14 protein-coding genes and 1 pseudogene are annotated in these 18,005 nt (G+C 43.0%); 1 reads left to right on the forward strand and 14 read right to left on the reverse strand.

Going from position 1 to position 18,005, the window contains the following annotated elements; all coding sequences use genetic code 11:
- Nucleotides 1-394: 394 nt before the first annotated feature.
- The 11 genes and pseudogenes from ACM26V_RS16090 to ACM26V_RS16140 form a co-directional block, all read right to left on the reverse strand.
- Nucleotides 395-1,855, reverse strand: coding sequence for an NADH-quinone oxidoreductase subunit N (locus ACM26V_RS16090; RefSeq protein WP_416147745.1), 1,461 nt, complete (start codon nucleotides 1,853-1,855; stop codon nucleotides 395-397).
- A gap of 5 nt (nucleotides 1,856-1,860) precedes the next feature.
- Nucleotides 1,861-3,393 carry a complex I subunit 4 family protein gene (locus ACM26V_RS16095; RefSeq protein ID WP_416147746.1) on the reverse strand — a complete coding sequence of 511 codons (1,533 nt, stop codon included), beginning with the start codon at nucleotides 3,391-3,393 and terminating at the stop codon, nucleotides 1,861-1,863.
- Complete coding sequence (nuoL, locus tag ACM26V_RS16100; protein ID WP_416147747.1) at nucleotides 3,390-5,390, reverse strand: NADH-quinone oxidoreductase subunit L; 2,001 nt, start codon at nucleotides 5,388-5,390, stop codon at nucleotides 3,390-3,392. Before nuoL ends, ACM26V_RS16095 begins: the two co-directional genes overlap by 4 nt.
- Nucleotides 5,391-5,526: 136 nt before the next feature.
- Nucleotides 5,527-5,847: an NADH-quinone oxidoreductase subunit NuoK gene (gene nuoK, locus ACM26V_RS16105; protein ID WP_416147748.1), complete on the reverse strand. Its 321-nt coding sequence runs from the start codon at nucleotides 5,845-5,847 to the stop codon at nucleotides 5,527-5,529.
- A 1-nt stretch (nucleotide 5,848) separates the two neighbouring features.
- Nucleotides 5,849-6,346 carry an NADH-quinone oxidoreductase subunit J gene (locus ACM26V_RS16110; RefSeq protein ID WP_416147749.1) on the reverse strand — a complete coding sequence of 166 codons (498 nt, stop codon included), beginning with the start codon at nucleotides 6,344-6,346 and terminating at the stop codon, nucleotides 5,849-5,851.
- Between the two features lie 500 nt (nucleotides 6,347-6,846).
- Nucleotides 6,847-7,233, reverse strand: a pseudogene (locus ACM26V_RS16115) (NuoI/complex I 23 kDa subunit family protein); the annotation flags it as partial.
- Nucleotides 7,234-7,237: 4 nt separating this feature from the next.
- Nucleotides 7,238-8,197, reverse strand: coding sequence for an NADH-quinone oxidoreductase subunit NuoH (nuoH, locus tag ACM26V_RS16120; protein WP_416147751.1), 960 nt, complete (start codon nucleotides 8,195-8,197; stop codon nucleotides 7,238-7,240).
- Nucleotides 8,197-9,309 (reverse strand): NADH-quinone oxidoreductase subunit D, encoded by a 1,113-nt coding sequence (locus ACM26V_RS16125; protein ID WP_416147752.1) that lies wholly within the window; start codon nucleotides 9,307-9,309, stop codon nucleotides 8,197-8,199. The genes nuoH and ACM26V_RS16125 overlap by 1 nt, the downstream gene beginning before the upstream one ends.
- A gap of 14 nt (nucleotides 9,310-9,323) precedes the next feature.
- Nucleotides 9,324-9,803: an NADH-quinone oxidoreductase subunit C gene (locus ACM26V_RS16130; protein WP_416147753.1), complete on the reverse strand. Its 480-nt coding sequence runs from the start codon at nucleotides 9,801-9,803 to the stop codon at nucleotides 9,324-9,326.
- Entirely contained in the window at nucleotides 9,800-10,327 is a 528-nt protein-coding gene (locus tag ACM26V_RS16135) for a NuoB/complex I 20 kDa subunit family protein (protein ID WP_416147754.1), read from the reverse strand. Before ACM26V_RS16135 ends, ACM26V_RS16130 begins: the two co-directional genes overlap by 4 nt.
- The gene (locus tag ACM26V_RS16140) at nucleotides 10,318-10,689 is read right to left on the reverse strand and encodes an NADH-quinone oxidoreductase subunit A (protein ID WP_416147755.1); all 372 of its coding nucleotides are present in this window, start codon (nucleotides 10,687-10,689) and stop codon (nucleotides 10,318-10,320) included. Before ACM26V_RS16140 ends, ACM26V_RS16135 begins: the two co-directional genes overlap by 10 nt.
- Nucleotides 10,690-12,702: 2,013 nt before the next feature.
- Between ACM26V_RS16140 and ACM26V_RS16145 the strand changes: the two genes are divergently transcribed.
- Nucleotides 12,703-13,569: a nuclease-related domain-containing protein gene (locus ACM26V_RS16145; protein WP_416147756.1), complete on the forward strand. Its 867-nt coding sequence runs from the start codon at nucleotides 12,703-12,705 to the stop codon at nucleotides 13,567-13,569.
- 1,323 nt (nucleotides 13,570-14,892) lie between these two features.
- Here the strand turns inward: ACM26V_RS16145 and ACM26V_RS16150 are convergent.
- From ACM26V_RS16150 to atpG, 3 genes are all read right to left on the reverse strand, one after another.
- Nucleotides 14,893-15,291, reverse strand: a complete 399-nt coding sequence (locus tag ACM26V_RS16150) for a F0F1 ATP synthase subunit epsilon (RefSeq protein ID WP_416151898.1) — start codon at nucleotides 15,289-15,291, stop codon at nucleotides 14,893-14,895.
- Nucleotides 15,292-15,522: 231 nt separating this feature from the next.
- The gene (gene atpD, locus ACM26V_RS16155) at nucleotides 15,523-16,929 is read right to left on the reverse strand and encodes a F0F1 ATP synthase subunit beta (protein WP_416147757.1); all 1,407 of its coding nucleotides are present in this window, start codon (nucleotides 16,927-16,929) and stop codon (nucleotides 15,523-15,525) included.
- A 152-nt stretch (nucleotides 16,930-17,081) separates the two neighbouring features.
- Nucleotides 17,082-17,978 carry an ATP synthase F1 subunit gamma gene (gene atpG, locus ACM26V_RS16160; RefSeq protein ID WP_416147758.1) on the reverse strand — a complete coding sequence of 299 codons (897 nt, stop codon included), beginning with the start codon at nucleotides 17,976-17,978 and terminating at the stop codon, nucleotides 17,082-17,084.
- Between the last annotated feature and the right edge of the window lie 27 nt (nucleotides 17,979-18,005).

Genomic DNA, 18,005 nt, shown 5'->3' on the forward strand with positions numbered 1-18,005 from the left:
AAATGTCAATTAATAGCGTTTAAAGTTGAAAAATTTGTAATGAGAGATCTAACAAAAGGACTTTTTCACTATTTTAAGTTACTTTTTTCTTTTTGAGGTCCTATTGTCCCTTTCACTGTTCACAAATTTGTCAAACCTTTTATTTGATTATTATGTGAAAGGAAGCCTTCTTAGCACCCTTCAGGTCGCCGCTCCTTCGTGAAGGGCACGTCATTCTTTCTGAAAGGCACGATATTCCTTGTTACGTTCCCTTTACCAAAATGTTTCATTTGAAGGGCACGAAATCGTTAAACGACAAAAAACCTCTTTCGACGCCTTATTGGGAGGTTTCGTCGAAAGAGGTCTTGTTCTGTCCGTATTTATTTAATTTGTACCAAAATATTCTTCGGTTTACTTATAAGAATGAAAACCAGTTAAGATTGTTGAAGAGATCAAGCACTAGGTTTGGCAAGATACCAAGGATAATGGTAACGGCTAATGCGACCGTAACGACGGCATTTATGCTTGCTGGCACTTTCAATTCTTCGTCGTTTGCTTTCGGCTCAACCATGAACATTTGCTTAATAAAGCCAAAGTAATAAACGAATGACACGACACTCATGACAATCATGATTATCGCAAGCCAGAGCATATCTGCCATGGCAGCTCCAATGAAGATTTGTGCTTTCCCAAAAAATCCGGCTGTTAGTGGTAATCCTGCAAGCGAGACTAAGAATACCGTCATCGCTATTGCTAAGTAAGGAGCACGTTTAAACAATCCGGCAAAGCTGCTCAACTCTGTCGTTCCAGCATCTTCTGTGACGAGCGTGATAACGGCAAACGCACCGAGCGTCATCATCAAGTAAGCAATACTATAGAAGATAATCGCATTGAGCGAAAAGGCTCCAATTATTGGCAATGCAGCAATCGGTACGAGTAGATATCCTGCTTGCGCTATTCCAGAATAGGCCATTAATCGTTTCGTATTTTTTTGTGTTAAGGCGATAGCATTTCCTAAAATCATCGATACTGCTGCCAATACCGCAATGATCATCGTCCATTCTTCATGCACCTCGATGAATCCGTAGATGAACACGCGGAGAACGATGGCGAATCCAGCGATTTTTGATACGACCGATAGAAACGCAGTGATCGGCGTTGGCGCACCCTCATACACGTCAGGTGCCCACATATGAAATGGCACGATCGAGATTTTAAATCCGAATCCGACAAGCATAAAGATCAAGCTTATCGTCATTATTACGGTATAGTCAGCGAACAACGTTGGTGCTGCTTGCCCGATTTCAACTAGGCTTGTCGATCCTGTCAGTCCGTATAAAAACGACATACCGTAAAGGATAAAGGCGGAAGCCGTTCCACCAAGGATGACATATTTAATTGCCGCTTCCGTTGAATGCCGGTTATGTTTCTTAAAGCCAGCGAGGACGTAAGAAGAAATACTTAAGATTTCTAGTCCGATAAACAACGTGACCAAATCTGCTGACGATACCATGATCATCGCACCTAAGGTTGCAAACAAGAGGATCGAATAATATTCTCCTTGATACACTTCTTCATTACGATCAAGGTAATTCATGCTGATCATAATCACCATCGCTACACCAATTAAAATGATGAGCTTGAAATACATTGCAAAAGAGTCTACAAAGTAAAGATCGGCAATTTGACCTCCGTTGCCTTTCATAAAAATAACAACAACGGCCGTAACGAGCAAGGAAATCACAGATAGTTTTCCGATAAACGGTTTTTTTCCATGAATGCCTGTCATAAAGTCGATCGTGAAAACTAATAAGGCTAAAGCGCCTAAGACCATTTCCGGAGTTAATAAAGACCAGTTGGCATCAAAAGCTGTCATTGTCTTTAACCCCCTATCTTCGACACGATGTCGATTACTGTAGTGTTGATGACGTCACTTAGAATGTGTGGGTATACGCCAATGACAATGCTTAACGCGAGCAAACCAATCATTGGTACATATTCCATTGGACGTGCATCTGGTAAGCCGATAAATTTATCTTTCATCGGACCAAATGTTGTCCGTTGCATCGCCCATAATAAGTAAGCAGCCGTTAAGATAATTCCAAATCCTGCAAGGACACCAAATGTCGCTGCATGCGGAAGGATATCTGCGGATGCCCCAAAAATTCCGATGAGAGCAAGCAATTCACTAACAAATCCGGAAAGTCCTGGTAAACCGGCTGAAGCCATTGCTGCTGCGAGCATGAACCCAGCTAAAATTGGTACGGACTTGGATATTCCACCAAGTTCTGAGATCGTACGTGTTTTCGTTCGTTCGTAAATGGCTCCAACCATAAAGAATAGCAACGCGGAAATGAATCCGTGTGAGACGAGTTGGAAGACTGCCCCTTGCATGCCTACGGTTGTAAACGAGGCAATTCCTATTAGTACAATCCCCATGTGGCTGATACTTGAGTAGGCTACTAAAGATTTTAAATCTGTTTGCACGAGCGCTAAATATGCTCCATAGACGATGTTAATCACACCCAAAATGGCAATCAATGTAGCAAATCGTGCGGCTTGATCTGGCAGAATCCCAATACCGATCCTGATTAGTCCGTAACCACCCATTTTCAACAGTACACCCGCAAGAATCATGCTGACAGCTGTGGGTGCTTCAACGTGGGCGTTTGGCAACCAAGTGTGGAATGGAAATACTGGAAGTTTTATCGCAAAGGCAACAAACAGGGCTAGGAATAGTCCGCCTTTTACGGCGCCTGTTAGCACTTCTGGGTTTGCTGGATTTGCAAAGATTTCGGCCATGACTATCATGCTAAAGGTTGTGTTTTGATAGTTCATTGCTTCAAACGCGACGTAGAACATGGCGATGAAGGTCATAAACATGATCGCACTTCCGAGTCCTGTATAAATCAAGAATTTAAACGATGCGTATTCTTTCGCTTTTCCGCCCCATATGCCGATTAGGAAGAACATCGGAATGAGTGTTAGCTCGAAAAATAGGAAGAAGAGCAGCATGTCGAGTGAGACAAAAACTCCGAGCATTCCTGTCAGTAAAACGAGTGTCCAGATGTAAAATTCTTTGACTCGTTTTTCGATTGAGAAGGATGCGAACATTGCTAGCGTTGTCACTATCGTTGTTAGGACGAGTAGTGGGACGGATAATCCATCTACGCCAATTTCAAAGTTAAATTGTAAGTAGCCAATGTTGAACCATTCGGATGTCGTTGCATATTGTAGTCCGGAAACGCCGCGTTCAAATCCTGCCCAGACAACAAGCGAGATGATTAGTGCGATTCCTGATGTCATGACAGCGAGTGAACGAATGACATTGACGTTTTCTTTTGGGATTGTCAAGATGAGCAAGGCCCCAATTAACGGAATAAAGACTAACCATGTCAAGATGTTTACCATCATCCGAAATACCCCCTTAGAACGAAGGCAAGTGCGATGACAACAATTCCTCCGAGGATCGACACGAGACCGTACGTTTGTAACTGGCCATTATGTCGCCGGCCTGCCGAACGACCTGTATTGCTCGTTATGCGGCCGATTAGATTGACAATGCCATCGATGATGCTTTTGTCCATTTCCCAGAAGAATCGTCCAATTGCGACGGTCGGTCGGGCAAACACAGTTACATAGACGTCATCTAAATAATATTTGTTGAGCAATAGCTTATGAACGCCAGGCGCTTTACTAGTAAAGTAATCTTCTGAAATCGATCCTTTATAGTACATTGCCCATGCGAGTGCGATCCCTCCAGCTGCGACGGCTAAGGATAGGATTGCAAGCCAAAGTGCTCCGTGTGGTTGCGCTCCGAGATTGAGTCCTTCGGTTAAGAAGCCTTCAAGCGGATGACCGAACATAGGTAGATTAACGAGACCAGCAACGGCGGCTAACGTAGCCAACACGATTAACGGGAATGTCATAAAACCTGAGTTTTCTTTCGGCGCGTGATGATCGTGATGATCTTCTGCTGGTGCGACGTGTGCTTCTTCATCCATCGATTCATCACGAGGATTATCTGCTTCTGCCACGTCTGCTGCCCCTTGGGCATCGACGCCTGGATCATTAGCATCCGCATCGTCGTGGTCGCCACCGCGATATTCGCCTGTGAATGTTTTGAAAAACAGTCGGAACATATAGAAGGCAGTCATAAATGCTGTCACGAGTGCGATTGCAAACAAGAATCCATCTCCATTGATTAAAGCAGAAGCGAGAATTTCTTCCTTACTCCAAAACCCTGCTAACGGGAACACCCCGGCAATCGCCAATGACCCGATTAAAAATGTGATAGAAGTTATTTTCATTTTTCCCCAAAGGCCGCCCATGTCTCGGATATCTTGCCGATGATGGACCGCGTAAATCACGCTTCCCGCTCCGAGGAAAAGTAGTGCTTTAAAGAATGCGTGTGTCATTAGGTGGAACAATCCTGCGACATAGCCGGCTGTACCTAATGCTAGAATCATAAATCCGAGCTGACTGATAGTTGAGTATGCTAGGACCTTCTTGATATCGGTCATCACAAGTGCCATCGTTGCAGCTAAAAATGCGGTGATTGCCCCTGTGTAAGCGACGACGGTCATCGCCGTTGGTGATGCTAAAAACAATGGATACATCACTCCAACTAAGTAAACCCCTGCGGCAACCATTGTTGCTGCGTGGATCAAGGCACTGACTGGTGTTGGCCCTTCCATTGCATCTGGTAACCAGACGTGCAGTGGAAACTGTGCTGATTTACCAACGGCACCCATGAAGATGAGTAACGCGATTGTTGTTATCATCGTATCGTTAATTAATCCGTTCTCAACCGCTGCGAAAATGTCGGCGTAGTCGAAACTTCCGGTTTGATTGAAAAGGATCGCTAAACCGATAAATAAACCTACGTCCCCAATGCGCGTCGTTAAAAACGCTTTTTTTGCAGCTGCTGCGGCCTCCGGTTTGAAAAACCAGAATCCTACGAGTAAGAAGGAACAAAGTCCAACGAGCTCCCAGAAAATAAATAGCTGTAAAACGTTCGGTGCTAAGACGAGACCTAGCATTGAGAATGAAAACAACCCGAGATACGCGTAAAAAATGTGAATCCGTTTGTCGTCATGCATGTATTCGCGGGAGAAAATGTGAACAACTAAGCTGACGAGGGTCACGACGATAAGCATCATCGCATTTAATGATGTGACCTCATAGCCCATGGTGATCGTGCTTTCCCCAAAGGTTATCCAATCAATTACGTATGTGTAAGTTTCTCCGCCAATTCGTTCAAACAAGACCATTACGGAAACGATGAACGATAGAGCCAACGCCGCTATTCCAACATAGGAGGCTTTCTGTTTAAGATATTTACCTATGAATAGCAGAATTAGGAAGGCGATAAGCGGAAAAACCGGGATTAACCAGGCATTTTGTATCATACCATCACCTTTTCTTCGATTAGTCTCTTTCTATTAAAGGGTGTTAAAAGCTTCTCAGGTCAACAAAGTCCATTGCTTGCCTTGGAAAAATCACGTTTTCCGTTCTGCTTTTTAAGCACAGATTCTGTTTCTATGTTTATGTTGAATACTTTCCGCGCAACAAGTCATGTTTGATGACATCGATCGAGTTTCGGTTGCGATACAAGGCGATTAATATCGCTAATCCTACTGCTGCTTCTGCTGCCGCAACAGTAATGACAAATAGCGTAAATACTTGCCCTGATATATTTGCAAACGGGCCAATTGCTGAAAAGGCTACGAGGTTAATATTCACTGAATTAAGCATAAGTTCAATACTGACAAGGACAATGACTAGATGACGTCTCGTTAACACCCCGAACAATCCGATACAAAATAAAATGGCTGCGAGGGCCAAATAGAGATGAATAGGCACCATATTATTCGTCGGCCTCCTTTCTTGCGATCACAACGGCTCCGATGAGAGCAGAAGTTAATAGGAAACCTGATCCGAGAAATGCGATGAAATAGTGGCCATAAAGCTCCAACCCGATTGACTCAACAGTACCGACGTACGGTTCTGCTGTTGGCAAATCCATCGAAAAAATCCCGTAAAGCATAATCCCTAATAAAGTCGCAACCCCTACAAAGCTTAGTACTTGTTGTGCTTTTCGTGGATCAGGACCGAAGCCAATGTCTCTGTGGTCGGTCATCATCATCCCGAAAATGAACAAGATCGTGATTGCCCCGACGTAAACCATGATTTGGATAATCCCAATAAACTCTGCGCCTAATAGGAAGTAAATCCCGGCTACTGCAAAAAAACTGAAGGCCATCGAGACAACTCGGTGAGCAATGCGATTTAGGCCCATAACCAAGACGGCAGTCACTATCGCGATAAGTGCTAGGACAATGAAGAAGATCATTTGCGTGTTCACTTGTTGTCACCTCTCCCTTCCTCATCGCCTTTGTTTTCAGTGTTTTCGGTCGGTTTATTTTGCTTCTCGGTTTCCTGTGTTGCGGATTCAGTCGTTGATTCAGTCGTTGACTTGGTTGTCGATTTCGCCTCAAACTTATCCGCTAATTTTCCGATTGATTCTGATTTTGCTTGTGATTGCGGATCAGACTCTTTCTTTTCCGCCGGCTTGCTGTCTGATTCTGCTGTTGGTTTTGGCTCTGATTTTGATTGCGATTCTGATTTTAGATTCGTTTTCGGTTGCGGCGCATCTGCGTTATCGTCGGTTTTTGTAGCATCCGACGTTGGTTTCTCAGCTGTTGGTTTCGATTCTGACTTGCCATCTTCGGGTGCTCCTGCAGTTACAGCTTCTTTCTTCCTAGCTTCTGCTTTTGCTTTCTTTTCCGCCGCTGCTTTAGCTTCTTTCTCTTTCTTTTCCGCTTCTTCCTTTGGATCTGGCTCTGTGTAGTTTCCATATACGTGGTTATCCGTTAGCCATTCAATATCTTTGAAGTGTGACGACCGGTTGAATTCGCTTAAGTTATCGTAACGTGCGGTCATGACAATCGCATCCGTTGGACATACTTCTGTACAGAAGTCACACAAGATACAGCCTTGGAAGTCGATATTGTAAGTATCAATAATCTTCTTCTTTGGATTTTCTTCGTCCTTTTTTCCTGTCAGTGTGATCACGTCTGTTGGACATGCCGTGACACATAAGTTACATACGATACACTTTTCCGGAAAAAATCGTTGAATTCCGCGGAATCTTTCAGGCATAACCACTTTTTCTTCTGGATACTGGATGGTAATATTCTTTTTTGTAAAATAATTTAAGGTTACACCGAATCCTTTTAATAATCGAAACATTTTATCACCCCATCCACACTTTGATAATCGCCGTAATCACAATGTTGAGCAATGCTATCGGGATGAGCACTTTCCAGCCGAAATTCATGAGCTGGTCAACACGAGCTCGTGGCAATGTTGCTGTTAGCCAGAACCAAATGAACATGACACCACAGACTTTTAATAGAAACCAAACGATTCCTGGTAAAAACGCAGGTCCTAACCATCCTCCCAAAAATAGGATTGTAGCAAGTCCGGCAATCGCAATTGCATACGTATACTCTGCAAGCATAAACATCGCGAAACGAAATCCTGTATATTCGGTAAAATATCCGGCAACTAGCTCTGATTCAGCTTCTGGTAAGTCAAATGGCGAACGGTTTAATTCGGCAATAGATGAGATCATGTAAACACAGAACCCAAGAAATTGCGGAATGATAAACCACATGCCCATTCTATCTTGGTACATAACAATGTCTGTCAGGTTAAGCGAGCCTACCATGATGATAATCCCGATAATAGAGAGGATGAGTGGGAGCTCGTAACTGACCATTTGAGCGACACCACGGATTGATCCTAATAACGCATATTTGTTATTGGAACTCCATCCCCCCATTAAGACTCCTAACATCGTGATCGACGAGACACCTAAGAAATAAAGGACTCCGATGTTGATGTCCGCCCCACCAACGGAACTACTGTACACAAGCACTGCCGTGACGGCGAATGCAGGTGCAAAAGCCAATACTGGTGCAAGAACAAAAATCGGTTTGTCTGCTTTTGTCGGAATGATATCCTCTTTTAACAACAGTTTTAATACGTCAGCGACGGTTTGAAACAGTCCCCAAGGTCCATGTCGGTTCGGCCCTGGTCTTAACTGGATTGCTCCAATCACTTTCCGCTCGGCAAGGATTGCAAAGGTTACCCCGCCAAGCAGTACCATCAAAACAGCGAGTGCGTACAAAAACATCATTACATAATCCACTATGCATCGACCTCCCCGAGAACGACGTCTAAACTTCCAAAGATCGCAACGAGATTCTGAATCGATTCGCCAACTAACATGTGTTGAAGGATCGATACGTTAACGAAAGATGGACGACGAAGTTTAATTCGGTATGGCTTATTTTTTCCATTGCTTACCGCATAGACCCCAATTTCTCCTTTTGAAGCTTCAGCGCGGCGATAAACTTCTCCTGCAGGTGGTTTGATCATCATTAGTCTTTTGCCCTTCTTCGTGATGATGTCGCCTTCAGGAATTTTCTCACATGCTTGCTCAATAATTCTTAACGACTGGAACATTTCTTCAAGTCGTACTTTATATCTTGCGAAGACATCTCCTTCTTCGCGTGTTGGAATCTCAAAATCAAACTGATCGTAAACGGAATATGGTTCTGATTTACGCACATCAAGCGCAATCCCACTTCCTCTTGCAATTGGACCAGACAATCCCCAGTTAATGACGTCCTCTTTTGACAATATTCCGACTCCGATCGTTCTTGCTTGAAAAATTTCATTTCCCGTAACAAGCTTGTCAAACTGAGCGATGTTGTCATATAACTCTTTCACTGTTTCTTGCACTTTTTCAATCCAACCTTCTGGTGCATCCCATTTTACTCCACCAATGCGGTGATAGTTGAACGTCATTCTTGCACCGCTGATTTCGTTGAGGCGGTCAAGAATCGTTTCACGGTCACGGAACGCGTATAAAAATGGGCTCATTGCTCCAATATCAAGCAAATATGTCCCCCACCAAACAAGGTGACTGGCAATCCGGTTCAGTTCCATTGTAATGACACGTAGATACTCTGCTCTTTCGGGAATTTCCCATTCGAGTAATTCTTCAATGGCAGAACAATAGATGTAGTTATTCGTCATGGCATTCATATAATCCAAGCGGTCTGTATAAGGAATAAACTGTGAGTAGAGAAATCTTTCTGCTAGTTTTTCAGATCCACGGTGAAGGTATCCCATGATCGGGGTTGCTTCTTTGATCGTTTCTCCATCAACTTCTAGCTTCAACCGGAAAACTCCGTGTGTACTAGGATGCTGTGGACCCATATTGAGCGTCATCGTTTCTGTTTTTAATTCCGACATTTCATTTGCACCCCCTAATCCAAGCCCAGAGCTTTTTTGTCTGTTATATAATCTTTTCTGAGCGGATAACCTTCCCAATCGTCTTCTAGTAAAATACGTTTCAAACGCCAGTGACCTGGGAAATCAATGCCCAATAGATCAAACGTCTCACGTTCCATGTAATCTGCTGATTTCCAGATTGGATCTGCCGACATAACAGTTGGTTCCTCTCTGGATGTTTGTACTTTCACATATAAATACTGGTCTAATGTTGTTGAGTAGAAATTATAAATCACTTCCATATGCTCCTCGTAATCCACGCCTGTAATGCAGGTCAAGAAATCAAACTGGAGTGATTCGTCATCGTGGAGAAGTTTGGCTGTTGCGATATTCCAAGTCTCCGAATCGACAATAATCATTGGTTTCCCGAAATTAAGCTTTGCTTCTTTGATCGAATCTTGGCCGTGGAGTGTTGTGATTTTTTCGGCGATGCGGTCGAGAGTTTCTTGGCTCATCCTTTTGGCACCCTCTCTCCTCTGGCTTCCATGCGAATCTTTTCGCGTAATTTGTCTACGCCGTCGAGCAGGGCTGGTGGAGTTGGTGGGCAACCGGACACGTAAACGTCGACTGGAACAATTTTGTCTACCCCGTTAAGAACGCTGTAGGCTTCTTTGTAGGGGCCACCACAGGTTGCGCAGGATCCCATTGCAATTACCCATTTAGGCTCAGGCATTTGGTCGTATAGTGTTCTTAGGACTGGTGCCATTTTACCTGTTACGGTTCCTGCGACGATCATTACATCTGAGTGTCTTGGTGATGCCCGGAAGATGACGCCGAATCTGTCAAAGTCATAACGTGATCCGCCGGTTCCCATCATTTCGATGGCGCAGCAGGCGAGGCCGAAACTTAATGGCCAGAAAGATCTTGTGCGTGACCAAGCTTTTAACTGATCTACTTTTGTGAAAAAGACGTTTTTATCGACGTCTTCGAGAATTCTAGGATCATACTGTTCTGATTCTTGAAATCCTTTTAGTTCCATTCTAGCACCTTCTTTTTCCAAGAATAAGCGAGTCCTAATGCTAGGATTACGATGAATACTAACATCATGTTTAAACCGACCCAACCTAGCTGATCTAGCGTGACAGCCCATGGGATTAAGAAAACGGTTTCAATGTCAAAAATGATGAATTCTAGCGCTACTATGTAGTAGGCCACGTGGTAACGTACTTGTGCATCTCCTTCAGGTGTTATCCCGCTTTCATACGTTGTTAATTTGTGTTTGTACGGGTTCTTTGGTCTTACAAATCTTCCAAACGTTAGAGATACTACCGGTAGTGCAACCCCTAATAGCATGAAAATCAAGACGAGAATATAATTGTCGTAATAAGCACCTAGCGCCATACGTTCACTCCCCTCCGTATTATAATCTTGATGTGAACCTTTAACTTAACTCTCCCTCAAATTATAACAAAGCTATGAATTTTATGTCTATATTATTCTGAATTCTCAGATAAGAAATGTAACTACAGTGGTAATAGTATTAAAGTGTATGTATTATTGGCAGGATTTATGTGGTGTGTTTTCTCAGGTCGTTGGTGTGTAAGGGTTTAGTGGGGTATTCAGGTGGTGGTTAGTGAGTGGGACGGGGGTGTTTTGGGGTTGGTTTCGGGATGATTTTGTCGATAATTATTATTAAATGATAGTTATTATTTATATAATTGCTATATTTGTGTTTCGTTGATTTGATCCTTCTGTTATTTTCGGGCTCGATTATGTGATTAATATCACTTGTTCTTGTTCTGTTGTGAAAATTCTTATTTGGATAATGCTAATGTAGTTGAGGCGCTCCCTTATAGGATTTGTGATTGATTTGATTGATTGTGAAATGTTTCTCAAGGGTTGTAACAGCATTCGATTGTTAAGTGTAACAGGCGGGTTATGAAACATATGTGTCTGTTTAGTCTCGCAATTGTGTCCGTTTAGTGATTATTGGAACAATTAAAAATTTGTTTTTTGGGTGGGTATTCTCATTAGGATTTGTGGGTTAGTCTTGTGGCCTTTCTTTCCAGAATCAGCTTGACATGGGGCACAAGATGCTCTCTCATGTGACACTTATTTCCAGAATCAGCTCGACACGGGGCACAAGAACATGATAGTCTTTCTTGCGGTATATCCTTTTTAAAATTACTTACATAATGCGCATACGGGTAAAACTTATGCTGTATTTTTTCCATTGCTGGCGAATTACGTAGAAATATTTGTAATTTTTTTAGGTATATGCTTGATTTATCAGATTTTATATTATATTATAATTTTGTAAATATTTTCTTCTACGATTGTACTTACTAATCCTCTTTGTGACTCCACTACATTTTCTTTTTGTACAATCAAACTTCCCTAATTTATAGTCCTTTGCTCACTTGTTCACTATTTAGAACTGAATCTATTGGATTTTTGTGAGGATATCTTTATGTTCACTCATGTTGATTGGTACAGTGATAACTCATGTTTTTCGCTAGCCATTAGCATTCGTGTATATATATGTACCACTATACTAATTAAAGGGGTTGGAAATGATGCAGTACAAAAAGATCGAATGGATTCATACAATACCTTATCATGTTACATGTAGATCAAAGCGCAATAATTTTCTTTACAAAGATGATGAAGATTTCCGCTATTTTATTAGGTTGTTAGAGTTAGCCAACAGAATTTACCCTTTTCAAATCCATTCATACATTCTTATGAAAACTCATTTTCATTTACTAATGAAGTCGGAATACCTTGAATACTCGTATATTTTAAGTTTTCTTAAGAGGCATTACACCGACTATTATAATTGGAAGTACAAATTACGGGGCAATTTGTTTGTTCAATGTTTTAAATCTATACCTGCTTATTCACCTCGGGAATTGCTTCTTATTAGCCGTGGTATTCATTTCATCCCAGTTGATATTAATCTTGTGCGTAATCCAGAAGACTACAAATGGAGTAGCTATCATCTTTTCTTGAAGTCAGATCTTGATTCTGTGAAAGATAGAAATCTTCCGCCATTCATGAATTTCACCCCTCTTATTCGTTCATTTTGGGGCACCAATGACGAGAAAAGGAGAAATTATATTCAATTCTGCGCGCAAGGTTATTAATCAATATGTGGGTATTATCGTTTGTCGGCATGATTTTTTGAAGTTGGTGGAGTGTGTGGAACCGGGTGGGTGCTAGCTAGTCGGCGCCTATCTGGTGTGTTAAGTTTGGCGGAATTGATGAGAGGTGGTCGTTAAGTTTGGGCTAGGCGTAAATGTTGATAGAAAATTACACATTTTCCATAAAACTAAGGTAGGATGGTGTTTTATGATAATGAAACCCCGCAAGCTGCGTAAGGAATTAGCGTTACTTCGAATGTTATACCCTCGAATGGCTTTTTCAGAAAATGTTGTTCGTGAATTTGAAAATATGGAGAAAGGGTATCAAGGGGAATTGATCTTTGACTCTTGGCTAGAAAACTTAACAATGGATTCCATTATACTGAATGACCTTTTATTTAAAGTGAATCAGAGTGAATTCCAAATTGATTCTTTGATCATTTACTCAAAAGGAATTATGATATTTGAGGTTAAATATTTTAATGGAGATTATTATATTGAGAATAAAACTCAAAAATGGTTAACCCGATACGAAGCAAATGTACAAAATCCAATACATCAAGTTGAACGGGCCGAAACGAATTTCAGAAAATTGCTGTACTCATTTCGGGGACCAAAAATCGACTTGTTACCTTATGTAGTTTTTACGAACCCTGAATTTACGTTATTCCAAGCCTCTATGAATATTCCCATTATTTTACCAAGTCAGATAAATTCATTTATAAACAAATTAAATGTTTCAAATAATCCTAAGGTAACCCAGAGGCATTTTGACTTAGCGACCAAAATTTTGGCTTCGCAAATAGAAGAATCTCCCTACAAACGCTTACCTGAATATCATTTTGACACACTTAAAAAAGGGGTTACATGTAGTCGTTGTAAGTCATTTATGTCTTCGCAAAAAAGAAAATTTGTTTGTGAAGCATGTGGGAGGAGTGAATTTAAAAATATTGGAATTGAAAGGAGCGTTACTGAGTTTCAACAACTTTTTCCAGATCGTCAGATTACTACAAAATTAATTATGGATTGGATAAATCTTAAAGCTAGTAAAAAAACAGTCCGTAAATTTTTAATGCGAAATTTTAATAAAGTTGGCTATGGCCCCGCCACTTACTTTGTTAATAGAGACTTAAAATGATTAAATACTTATATGAAGGGAGAATCGAATTCGATTCTCCCTTCATTTATGATGATTAAACTAAACTAATTACCCTTTTTGATTCACCAGTTCAAATCCTGTTATACGAATGACTCTCTTGTAACCCTTCTTTTCCAGAATGAGCTCGCATTGGGCACAAGATGCTTCCTCTTGTTACCCTTCCTTTCCAGAATGAGCTCGCATTGGTCACAAGACGTTCCCGCTTGTGACCCTTCTTTTCCAGAATGAGCTCGCATTGGGCACAAGATGCTTCCTCTTGTTACCTTTCCTTTCCAGAATGAGCTCGCATTGGGCACAAGATGCTTCCTCTTGTTACCTTTCCTTTCCAGAATGAGCTTGCATGGGGCACAAGGCGCTCCTTCTTGTTACCTTTCCTTTCCGAAATGAGCTCACATTGGGCACAAGATGCTTCCTCTTGTTACCTTTCCTTTCCAGAATGAGCTTGCATGGGGCACAAGGCGCTCCTTCTTGTTACCTTTCCTTTCCAGAATGAGCTCGCATTGGGCACAAGATGCTTCCTCTTGTTACCTTTCCTTTCCAGAATGAGCTCGCATTGGGCACAAGAAGTTCCCACTTGTGACCCTTCCTTTCCAGAATGAGCTCGCATTGGGCACAAGACGTTCCGGCTTGTTACCCTTCTTTTCCAGAATGAGCTCGCATTGGGCACAAGGCGCTCCTTCTTGTTACCTTTCCTTTCCGAAATGAGCTCGCATTGGGCACAAGATGCTTCCTCTTGTTACCCTTCCTTTCCAGAATGAGCTCGCATTGGTCACAAGACGTTCCCGCTTGTGACCCTTCCTTTCCAGAATGAGCTCGCATTGGTCACAAGACGTTCCCGCTTGTGACCCTTCTTTTCCAGAATGAGCTCGCATTGGGCACAAGATGCTTCCTCTTGTTACCTTTCCTTTCCAGAATGAGCTCGCATGGGGCACAAGATGCTCCTTCTTGTGACCCTTCCTTTCCAGAATGAACTCGCATGGGGCACAAGATGCTTCCTCTTGTTACCTTTCCTTTCCAGAATGATCTCGTATGGGGCACAAGATGCTTCCTCTTGTTACCTTTCCTTTCCAGAATGATCTCGTATGGGGCACAAGATGCTTCCTCTTGTTACCTTTCCTTTCCAAAAAAAGCTCACATTGGGCACAAGACGTTCCCGCTTGTGACCCTTCCTTTCCAGAATGAGCTCGCATGGGGCACAAGACGTTCCCGCTTGTGACCCTTCCTATCTCAATCGACTCCCGGATCATACAAAAAAGCGCCATCCAAGCCGGAAATTCCGGCTCAATTGGCGCTTAATCTAATTTATATTTTGTTTTCGGAGACTTCTAGGCGGTTGACGGCTCGCTTTAGGGCCATTTCGGCGCGTTTGAAATCGATGTTATCTCGCTTGGCTTCATCAAGGCGGCGTTGTGCGCGTTCTTTCGAAGCACGTGCGCGAGAAATATCGATATCGGATGGCCGTTCGGCTGATTCGGCGAGTATGTTGACTTCGTCGGGTCGGACTTCCATGAAGCCGCCGCTGACGGCGAGGAGTTCCACTTTTGAATCCTTCTTGATGCGGACGGCACCAATGGTAAGTGGTGTAACTAAAGGTAAGTGACCTGGGAGTATTCCCAGCTCGCCTTCTGCTGCTTTTACACTTACCATCTCTGTCTCTCCACTGTATACACTGCCATCAGGAGTGACGACATTCGTTTGCATCGTCTTCACGGTTCACCCTCCTTTTGAAAGGGACGATTCGTCTAACTATCAACGCAGTGGCAACGTGCTTATCTCCGTGTACGTGAACTCGGTGATCTAGATCAGGAATTCTTTTTACCTTGATAAGGAAGTTGCCGTCGAGATTTTTCCGAAAAATCTTTGCGGTTGATGGTTGGCGGTTATCGCTCGCTTTCTGTTGCATGAGTTGTTGTTGTCATGCTTGGTTGTTGATTAGTTGTTTGCTTTTTCTAGTACGGCTTCGATGCTTCCGACTAGGCGGAATGCGTCTTCTGGTACGTCGTCGTGTTTGCCGTCGAGGATTTGGCGGAATCCTTTAATGGTTTCTTCGACTGGGACGTATGAGCCTTTTTGTCCTGTAAATTGCTCGGCCACGTGGAAGTTCTGGGATAGGAAGAACTGGATTCGACGGGCACGGCTTACTGTTTGTTTGTCTTCTTCTGATAGTTCGTCCATACCTAGGATGGCGATGATGTCTTGTAGTTCTTTATATTTCTGGAGCGTAATTTGGACTTCTCGTGCTACGTTGTAATGCTCGTCTCCGACAATTTCTGGGGAGAGTGCGCGTGAAGTAGATGCGAGTGGATCCACGGCTGGGTAGATACCCATTTCCGAAAGTTTACGCTCTAGGTTTGTTGTTGCGTCCAAGTGGGCGAATGTTGTTGCTGGTGCTGGGTCTGTATAGTCATCGGCTGGGACATAGATGGCCTGGATCGATGTGACGGACCCTTTCTTTGTTGATGTGATTCGCTCTTGTAGTTGACCCATTTCGGTTGATAGGGTCGGTTGATAACCAACGGCGGATGGCATACGTCCTAGGAGGGCCGATACTTCCATACCTGCTTGGGTGAAGCGGAAAATGTTGTCGATGAAAAGTAGCACGTCGGCTCCTTTTATATCACGGAAATGTTCTGCCATCGTCAGACCGGTTAGGGCTACGCGCATACGTGCACCTGGTGGCTCGTTCATTTGGCCGAAAACCATGGCTGTCTTTGTGATAACGCCAGAGTCTTTCATTTCGTAGTACAAGTCATTTCCTTCTCGAGTACGTTCACCAACGCCAGCGAAGACGGAAATCCCGCCGTGCTCTTGGGCGATGTTGTTGATCAGCTCTTGAATGAGTACGGTTTTACCTACACCGGCACCACCGAAGAGACCGATTTTTCCACCTTTTACGTATGGTGCAAGTAGGTCAACAACTTTGATTCCTGTTTCGAGAATTTCTGTTTGTGTTGATAGTTCTTCATAAACGGGTGCTTCACGGTGAATAGGATTACGTTGAACACCTGGATTGATCGGTTCATCGAGGTCAATGTTTTCCCCGAGTACGTTAAATACTCGTCCGAGTGTGTCGTCACCAACGGGTACGGAAATTGGCTCGCCTAAATCGACAGCTTCCATGCCACGTACGAGGCCGTCTGTTGATGCCATCGCAATCGTCCGAACGGTGTCATCACCTAGGTGAAGGGCAACCTCTAACGTAAGAGCAACGTCGACTTCTCCGGAAGATTGGGCTTTATAGTCAATCTTAATTGCGTTATAAATCATCGGTAATTGTCCGCGTTCGAATTGAACATCGACAACGGGACCAGTTACTTGAGTGACGCGTCCTTTATTCATCTTCTTTCCTCCTTCTCAGAAAGGTGGGCCTAGACTCGGCTTATCTGGAGTCGCATGTGTAAGCTGCGTCAACAATGGCCGGAGTTGACCTAAGTCACCTTTGCAAAAAAATAACAATTTAAAAGCGATTATGTGTATGAAGGGGGAGTTGCTTAGCTTTGCGCTGAGGCTCCACCGACAATTTCGTTGATTTCTTGTGTAATTGCTGCTTGGCGTGCCCGGTTATAACTGAGGGTCAAGTCGCCGATCATGTTGTCTGCATTGTCTGTAGCAGAACGCATGGCGGACATTCTTGCCCCAAATTCACTGGCTTTCCCGTCAAGTAATGCGCCGAAGATTAAGCTTTCTGCGTAGTGAGGGAGTAGTTTCTCGAGAATCGTTCCGGCATCTGGTTCATAGATATAATCTAAGTTCTGTGCCGCTTGCGTTCCGTCTTCTCCGTCACTTTCTTCGGTGATGCTCGTCAATGGTAGCAGCTTTGACTCAGTAACTTCTTGGCTAATCGCACTTAAGAAATGGTTGTAATGGATATACACTTCATCGAATAGTTCATCTTCAAACATTTGTACAGTAGTTGAAGCTATGTTTTTGATGTCTGTATAATCCGGTTGATCTGCTAAACCAACAATCTCTTGAAAGATCGGCATGTGACGTTTTTTGAAAAAATCACGACCGACTCGTCCCATCACGATGATTCCGTACTCATCTGCTGATTTGTGTCGTTTATTAATTATTTTCATCGTTTCTCTCAGTAAGCCGCTGTTATAAGCGCCACATAGACCGCGGTCTGATGTGATAACAATATAACCTGTTTTTTTGACTTCTTCACGATCCGTTAGCATCGGGTGCAAATTGCTTTCTGAATCGTCTGAACCGGCTGCTATACTTGCGACTACTTCACGAATTTTATCTGTATAAGGCTGGAAAGCTTCTGCTTTTCCTTGTGCTTTATTAAGCTTGGAAGCCGAGACCATTTCCATTGCCTTGGTGATTTGTTTCGTCTTTTTCGTTGATCCAATTCTTGTTTTTATATCTTTTAAAGAGGCCATCGTTCTTCACCACCTTTTGTTGAAACG

Source organism: Salipaludibacillus sp. HK11, from assembly GCF_047795645.1.
Taxonomy (GTDB): domain Bacteria; phylum Bacillota; class Bacilli; order Bacillales; family Salisediminibacteriaceae; genus Salipaludibacillus.

Excerpts from the sequence above, each read along its gene's own strand:
- ACM26V_RS16090 (WP_416147745.1), bottom strand. The coding sequence starts at position 1,855 with ATGACAGCTTTTGATGCCAACTGGTCTTTATTAACTCCGGAAATGGTC.
- ACM26V_RS16095 (WP_416147746.1), bottom strand. The coding sequence starts at position 3,393 with ATGATGGTAAACATCTTGACATGGTTAGTCTTTATTCCGTTAATTGGG.
- nuoL (WP_416147747.1), bottom strand. The coding sequence starts at position 5,390 with ATGATACAAAATGCCTGGTTAATCCCGGTTTTTCCGCTTATCGCCTTC.
- nuoK (WP_416147748.1), bottom strand. The coding sequence starts at position 5,847 with ATGGTGCCTATTCATCTCTATTTGGCCCTCGCAGCCATTTTATTTTGT.
- ACM26V_RS16125 (WP_416147752.1), bottom strand. The coding sequence starts at position 9,309 with ATGTCGGAATTAAAAACAGAAACGATGACGCTCAATATGGGTCCACAG.
- ACM26V_RS16130 (WP_416147753.1), bottom strand. The coding sequence starts at position 9,803 with ATGAGCCAAGAAACTCTCGACCGCATCGCCGAAAAAATCACAACACTC.
- ACM26V_RS16135 (WP_416147754.1), bottom strand. The coding sequence starts at position 10,327 with ATGGAACTAAAAGGATTTCAAGAATCAGAACAGTATGATCCTAGAATT.
- ACM26V_RS16140 (WP_416147755.1), bottom strand. The coding sequence starts at position 10,689 with ATGGCGCTAGGTGCTTATTACGACAATTATATTCTCGTCTTGATTTTC.
- ACM26V_RS16145 (WP_416147756.1), top strand. The coding sequence starts at position 12,703 with ATGGCTTTTTCAGAAAATGTTGTTCGTGAATTTGAAAATATGGAGAAA.
- ACM26V_RS16150 (WP_416151898.1), bottom strand. The coding sequence starts at position 15,291 with ATGCAAACGAATGTCGTCACTCCTGATGGCAGTGTATACAGTGGAGAG.
- atpD (WP_416147757.1), bottom strand. The coding sequence starts at position 16,929 with ATGAATAAAGGACGCGTCACTCAAGTAACTGGTCCCGTTGTCGATGTT.
- atpG (WP_416147758.1), bottom strand. The coding sequence starts at position 17,978 with ATGGCCTCTTTAAAAGATATAAAAACAAGAATTGGATCAACGAAAAAG.